Raw genomic sequence first — 6064 nt, forward strand, 5'->3', positions numbered from 1 at the left:
GCACAGGCCTATCGATCGACATTGGGCGACGGTTGCTGCTGTGTCGATTGCACTGATACTGCTGGCGCTGTCTCTCGGGGCGGTATTCATCGCCTTGGGTCAGATCGTCAGGGGCACCAGCACCCAAGGCACCTACATCCGGCTCGGCATATTTCCCTTTGTGGCGGCTGCCTGCGGCTTCTTCCTCTACGTGAAGTCACGCACGAAGGCCCGTCACGATCCACTCGGCCCGGTCGCCGGGCGGGCCACTCATATGCGCATTCTCGCTATCGGATCGGCGAGCATACTTGTGGCCGGCGCGGTGTTCGCCGGCCTTGCACTGTCATCAGAAAGTAAGAACAGTGACACCCGGGACTCCACCGCATCCGTGGCTGCAATCGACGACAACGCGATTTACGGGACCGCCGAGGATTGGTTCGGAGCGGTCTGTGCGCCGGGAAAATTCTTCGACGGAAACCCGATTGGTGGCGCTATCGCCGGCGCGACATGCATAACCACCAGCAGTGAGACGGTATTCATTCTCGAATACGACTCGAACTTCAAGATGCAGAACGACCTCGTCGCCTACCACATGCGTTTCTATGCATCGAGTATCGATGGGAGCGGACGAATCACGGTCTTCGCCGTCAACAACCAAAATACGGGAAGAGCGCTGACCCCTCTGGAATCATTCGGCTTCAACATACGCACCGTCTCGTAAGGCTTGCACCTAGATACGAGGGGCTCAGACAGAGACCCAGTAGCCGTTTCAGCCGATAATGTGGCCGTCTTCGCCGCAAACTCGATGATCGTCTTCGCAGCCACGGGTGCGGCACATGGACGACACGCGACTGCTGAAACCCGCTTCGAGCTTTCAATCAACCCCGGCGGCAGCTGATGTAACGCCATCGGGATGTAACAGGAAAAGGTGTATACGGGGAGTGAGGTCAGGTCAGCCGGTCCTCTGTCAGTCGCGCACTCCTGACGGACGTCAATAGATCGATTTCCTACGGTAACCGGTAGTTCGACTCTCGAATCATGTTGCAATCCAACCGAATCTGGAAGCCACTGACTAGTTCGAGGCAGTCTGCGAACCATCGTGACGACCCTCCTGGTCTTGGCAACTCGGTGCCTGCATCGCGATCGATAGCATGGTTGTGACGCCGCTTCGAAGAGATACTCGCTGTCGTCAGGGGTGAAATTCTCTCTTCGCCAGAAGTTTTCGGGGTTCGGACGGCGAGTGAGTAGTTAGCCGACCGTGAGGCACGGCCCGGAAGTGGCCCATCAGGGCGGGGTTAGGTGTCCGACCTGATGGGCCGTGCGCGCCGGAGTCTGGGGAGACAGGCGCGCGGTACCGGGTGGCCCACCGGATGTCGGCCTGCGCAGGACCGGTGTTCGGTCGGCTGAGTGCAACGCCACGTCGGGATGACGTTGCGTTGAACGATTATAGCGAATGCTTTGTCCCCGTTCGACTCCCGGCGGCGCTCCGCATAGGCGTGTGCATCGGCGCACTCAGGGGAGACGCGGGCGACTGTCTCCGCCACTATTCGGGCGCGGCGCCGGGACTGTTGTCGTGGTGTTGTTGGAGTTCGGTGTTGATGCGCCGCGCTTCGGCGAGTTGGTCTTCGAGGATGATGATCCGGCACGCGGCCTCGATCACAGAAGAAAACTGGTAACGGGACGTGTTGAACTAGGACGAGTAGACCACCTATCTCAGAGGCCCGACGTCGTTGAGCCCGGCTGGGAAATAATGGGGCTCAAGCGAAGGCAGGGCCACCGAAGTACAACCGAACTCGAACCGAGTACTGGCACGCGCCGTCACCGATAGGGATAGTGCCGCTGACATATACGTCGCCGATGGAGACAGCTCCAGCATCGCGGGCCCTACGGAGTACAGCCTCGTTTATCTGCTCGCTGAGTTCGGGCCCATTCAATTGAGCCGGCAGGATGAAGCGGAACATCGCCTCGTTGCTCTTCGCTCCCACAGGACCATTGTGCGCCGTCCGGAGCCAAGCCGTGCAGGCGTCACCCCGATCAGACATGAAGTGGATGACCAGGCCGAGGTGCGCTTGGTGCAAAGCTCGGCTATCCTGCCATGTCTTGACCTTCCTCGGACATGTCCATACCGGTGAGACGCTTCCATTCCGGAGGAATGTGCAGGGCCACGATCTCTACCTCCTGTTTCGCCCCGAGATCTGGCCTGACTTGGTGAGTATCGGTCCAGCGGATTGGTAGCGAAAAAGTGGTGTCGATGTACAGCTCCGCCTCTGCGGGGGAGGTGTCACGGTTGAGGTGCAGGAGGTAACCGTGCTCGGTGGACTCGGCGCCCTTCATTCTCCACTTATCTCCCGGGCGCCCCCAGATCGGGAATCTACTCGGTGTCATCATCTTGATGAGCAGAGGCCAGTGGTCGAACCCTGATGGTGGTTTGGGAGGGATGAGCTGCCCGTCGTCATCGACCAGCTCCTGTCCGGCGCCACTGGAGTAGCGGCGGGTTTGCGCGGACTTGGTGTCGCGCTGAGACCATGAACCGAGCTCGTTGTCGATGGAGAAGTGCACTGTATCGACGCGGTTCGGCGGGCCCGCTATGTCGTTCTTGGGCCACCGTCGGTACTCGGCGGTCCCGGATATGCGAGCACATTTCTCGGTGTTCTGCAGCAGGCTGATCGCAGCTAAAGTGTCTTCTAGTGTTATCGCCATGCTCATAGCCTGCCAGAAAGGCGAATCGAAGGTTGTTTCGTCGTCTTTCTGGTCCGAGGTTTGCCGCGATTCTCTCTCGACATTCTTAGCTCCATCCCGGCCGCCAATAGTAGCCTGACATATCAGTACCGCGAGTTTATGAACGGCATCGGCCGCAGAAGCAGTTCGAGCTACACAACCCTAGCCATCAGCGTCAATCATCGCTACGTATCGGGCATATGTGGCTGCAGACGCCACCGCATGTCGCTCGATGGTGGCAGGGGAGTAGCCGAGAGTGTCGGCGAGGATTGCGGCGGGTGCGAGCTTGGTGAGTTCGTGCAGGGTGCCGAGCCGGGCGGCGCGGGTGCCGAACGTCGACTTCAGGCGGTTCCGCAAGTGGCCCGGGTTGATGTGTTGGCCAGGGATATAGCCGCGGAACACCCAGCGCGTACTTGGGTGGGCGGCGGTGTTCCCGAGGTCTCGTTCTCCGGCGAGATATCGGAATGGTTCGTCGAGCGGTGCGGGAAGAGCGATGGCGATGTCGCCGAGTGTGACGGTCACGAGTTCGTCTGAGACTATGACGTGGTCCCAGGTGAGTTTCACGACCCGGTCGATCTGTTGGCCGAAGACGAGCACCAGGATCGCCGCGGCTCGATCTCGCGGATTCAGTGCGGGTTGGTTTGATGTAATGCCATCGACGACGTCTTGCTGGGCCTCAGGGCTCATCTTAGAGCTTGTACCACGACGATGTGGTGTCATTGTAAGGTCCCGAGCGACCAGCTTTGTCTTGACTGCCCACGCGAGGAACCGGATGGCGAACTCTCGCGTGCTCGGGCCTTCGGCCTGCCACGCGTCCAGATCCGCTTGGGATAGATCGTCGATCGAGATGTCCCGGTCGGTGAGCCAGTTGAGGAATTCGATTGTGACGGAAACGGTTTGCTTCGACCGCAGGAACGTGCCGTGTGACACCGACTCCATGCAATACATCTGCCGCAGGTGATGCCAACGAATGTACCGGGTCGCGACTTCCCGGTGCTCGGACGACTTCAGCCGGTCGAGGGCTTCATCGGACCAGTCGATGTAGCGGTGGAGTAGTCCGTCTCTGGGCGGCAGGATCTGGTGGGTGACCAGGAGTTCTCGGACGTATTCTCGGGTGCGCGATCGGGGGAGTTGGTCGATGACGTCGTGGGAAACGAGCGGTGTGCGGGCCAGCTCGGTGAGGAACGCTGTGACATGTTCCTGGTTGATCCAGGTCAGACCGCTGTTGGCCCGTTTCATCGACTTCAGGGCAGCTGCAAAGGGTTTCAGTTCGTCGTTGATGCTAGCAGTCTCTGGATTCGTCAGTAGTCGGTCGACGGTCGCCCTCAGGACGCATCGCCAGCAGCATCCCTGTGCGTACAGTTCTTCCTCGGCGCCGCACTCAACGCAGTCGACGTTGAGTTTTATGCCCGCGCATTTGCGGCACGCCTGCTGGCCGTTGATGATTCCCGGCAACACCCCGTCGTGACCGCACGCGCATACGCCTCGAGTTCGTTTGGCTGCTTGGTAGCAGTAACCGCACACTCCGAGGCCCTGCCAGGTGACGACACATTCTCTGTGCTCACCGCAGCGATCGCATGGAACTTCCCACCGTTGTGGGTCTTCAGGTTTACGTGGTCTTGCCATCGTCATCATCGCTACGGACGACTCGGATCCGGCGGGCAACCGAGCGCTTGTCGCTGATGCCTAGGTCGGCCGGGTTGGCCGGTGCGTCGGCCGTGGCCGCAGCTCGGATCTCGACATATGGTTCGAAGAGATCGTTGGGTGTGCATTCAAGGATGTCGCACAGCGCGGCGAAGGTGCGCGCAGGGATCCGCTCGGGTGTGCCTGTCACCAATCGGTGCACTTGTGCGTTTGATAGGTTGATTCCGCGGGACTTGAGAAGCGGGATGAGTTCCGTTGTCTTCCAGAGGTTGTGATCGGCCATTCGTTGGCGGAGATTCCAGCGATAGCCGATTCGGCGTTGCTCGCTCACGTGTCCTTCCCGGTCCTTCTTTCGTCACGTGTGACGATTCGTTGCTGGATCATCCGTTGGATGGTCTTTTGTTTGAAGTCTGCCGAGACTGAGGTGTAGAGCGCGGTGGTGGATGAGTAGGCGTGGCCAACTTGCTGCTGGACAAACATAGGATCGTATCCGGCCTCGAGGAGATGAGTGACGTAGGAGTGGCGCAGGCAGTGCATCTTCAACTCTGTCGGTAGCCCAGCCAGTTCGCGGACCGCAGTGAAGGTGCGATTGAAGTTGCGGATGCCCGTGGCGCCAGCCCGTTCCGACGGCCACAACGAGGCCGAGCGGTCCGCAGTGGCGAACTGTTCGCGACCCTGCGGCGAGAGCCAGTGATCGAGAAGATCGACCACCCAGTCAAACTCAGGCACCGTGAGAACAGTGCGACGGCGCGGTCCTGACCCCGACATGCCTTTGGCGTAGCGGATCTGAACGGCGCCATAGCGGCCGTACTTGTCTACGTGCGGATTTGGGCCGAAGTCGTGGTAGTCGAGCATGGAAAGTTCCCGACGGCGCAAACCGTAGGCGTAGCACACCTTGAACGCGGTGGAGTCTCGCATCAGTGGGAGCCAGCGCTTCGAGCCCTTGGCGAACTCTTGATCGACGAGGTCATCGCAGGTGTCGAAGAATGTCTGCAACTCGGTCTGAGTGAAGCTGCGCCGGTCCGCTGGGATGGCGTCATCGGTCTTGTGGCGCGGCGTGTTCCACTCGAACACGACTTGGGCGGGAACGTCGTCAAATACTTTGCTGCAGAACGCAGCCCACCCATACCTTTCGTCAGTGACGTAATAGCAGAAGGACCTGATCGTGCCAGCGTTCGCGCGCAGCGTCGACACCGAGACGGCTTTCGGCCCGGTTCGTCGATCAGCCAGGAACTCATCGACATGGATCGGCTGCCAGCCCCACGGATACTCGTTGGAGTGCTCCTGGAACCGAGAGACCAGGCCGCACGAGGACCGAATGAACGGCACACCGAGCCCACGGGCCAGCATTTGCGCTCGCCAGCCATCGAGCATCGCCTCAAAGACTCGGTCCTCGGGTCGCAGCAGCCCGACGACGCCGTTCGACAGGAACTCTGGCAGCCGACCTGGAACACTCTGCATGAACGCAAGTGTAGCGCGAGAATCTCTCATCTGTTTGCATAAACCGATGTCGATCTGGGGATCAGGCTCGTGGGCCACCGTCCGGCAGCAAGTCGTCACCGGCCACAGGCAGCAGTTTCGCTTGAGATCCAATGGGACGAGTTCTCTCATCTAGTTGAACTCGACCTTCTTGTATGCCGATAACTTGTATTATGTCACCTTTACGGTGAAATACGTTGCGCTGTAACGAAATACGTTCGCCGTGAGTGTGCATCGGCGATAT

General features: G+C 59.8%; 6 protein-coding genes and 1 pseudogene. 1 reads left to right on the forward strand and 6 read right to left on the reverse strand.

The features are described from left to right. The first annotated feature begins 40 nt into the window (after positions 1 to 40). Positions 41 to 700 (forward strand): hypothetical protein, encoded by a 660-nt coding sequence (locus tag M0639_RS30035; protein WP_064075654.1) that lies wholly within the window; start codon positions 41 to 43, stop codon positions 698 to 700. 822 nt (positions 701 to 1522) lie between these two features. Here the strand turns inward: M0639_RS30035 and M0639_RS30040 are convergent. From M0639_RS30040 to M0639_RS30065, 6 genes and pseudogenes are all read right to left on the reverse strand, one after another. Further along, positions 1523 to 1642: pseudogene (locus M0639_RS30040) on the reverse strand (MerR family transcriptional regulator); the annotation flags it as partial. A gap of 94 nt (positions 1643 to 1736) precedes the next feature. Then, a complete protein-coding gene (locus M0639_RS30045; RefSeq protein ID WP_156525133.1) occupies positions 1737 to 1964 on the reverse strand; it encodes a hypothetical protein in 228 nt (75 codons plus the stop codon). A gap of 100 nt (positions 1965 to 2064) precedes the next feature. Then, the gene (locus M0639_RS30050; RefSeq protein WP_156525134.1) at positions 2065 to 2679 is read right to left on the reverse strand and encodes a hypothetical protein; all 615 of its coding nucleotides are present in this window, start codon (positions 2677 to 2679) and stop codon (positions 2065 to 2067) included. A gap of 180 nt (positions 2680 to 2859) precedes the next feature. Next, entirely contained in the window at positions 2860 to 4155 is a 1296-nt protein-coding gene (locus tag M0639_RS30055; RefSeq protein WP_248671205.1) for a Fis family transcriptional regulator, read from the reverse strand. Between the two features lie 151 nt (positions 4156 to 4306). Then, the gene (locus M0639_RS30060) at positions 4307 to 4672 is read right to left on the reverse strand and encodes a helix-turn-helix domain-containing protein (RefSeq protein WP_054802584.1); all 366 of its coding nucleotides are present in this window, start codon (positions 4670 to 4672) and stop codon (positions 4307 to 4309) included. Further along, a complete protein-coding gene (locus M0639_RS30065) occupies positions 4669 to 5802 on the reverse strand; it encodes a tyrosine-type recombinase/integrase (protein ID WP_064075756.1) in 1134 nt (377 codons plus the stop codon). The genes M0639_RS30060 and M0639_RS30065 overlap by 4 nt, the downstream gene beginning before the upstream one ends. Positions 5803 to 6064 lie beyond the last annotated feature (262 nt).

This window comes from Rhodococcus qingshengii JCM 15477 (genome assembly GCF_023221595.1).
GTDB classification, from domain to species: domain Bacteria; phylum Actinomycetota; class Actinomycetes; order Mycobacteriales; family Mycobacteriaceae; genus Rhodococcus_F; species Rhodococcus_F qingshengii.

Bases quoted from the DNA above. Each gene is read 5' to 3' on its own strand.
- M0639_RS30050 (WP_156525134.1), bottom strand. From the start codon at position 2,679: ATGGCGATAACACTAGAAGACACTTTAGCTGCGATCAGCCTGCTGCAG.
- M0639_RS30065 (WP_064075756.1), bottom strand. From the start codon at position 5,802: ATGCAGAGTGTTCCAGGTCGGCTGCCAGAGTTCCTGTCGAACGGCGTC.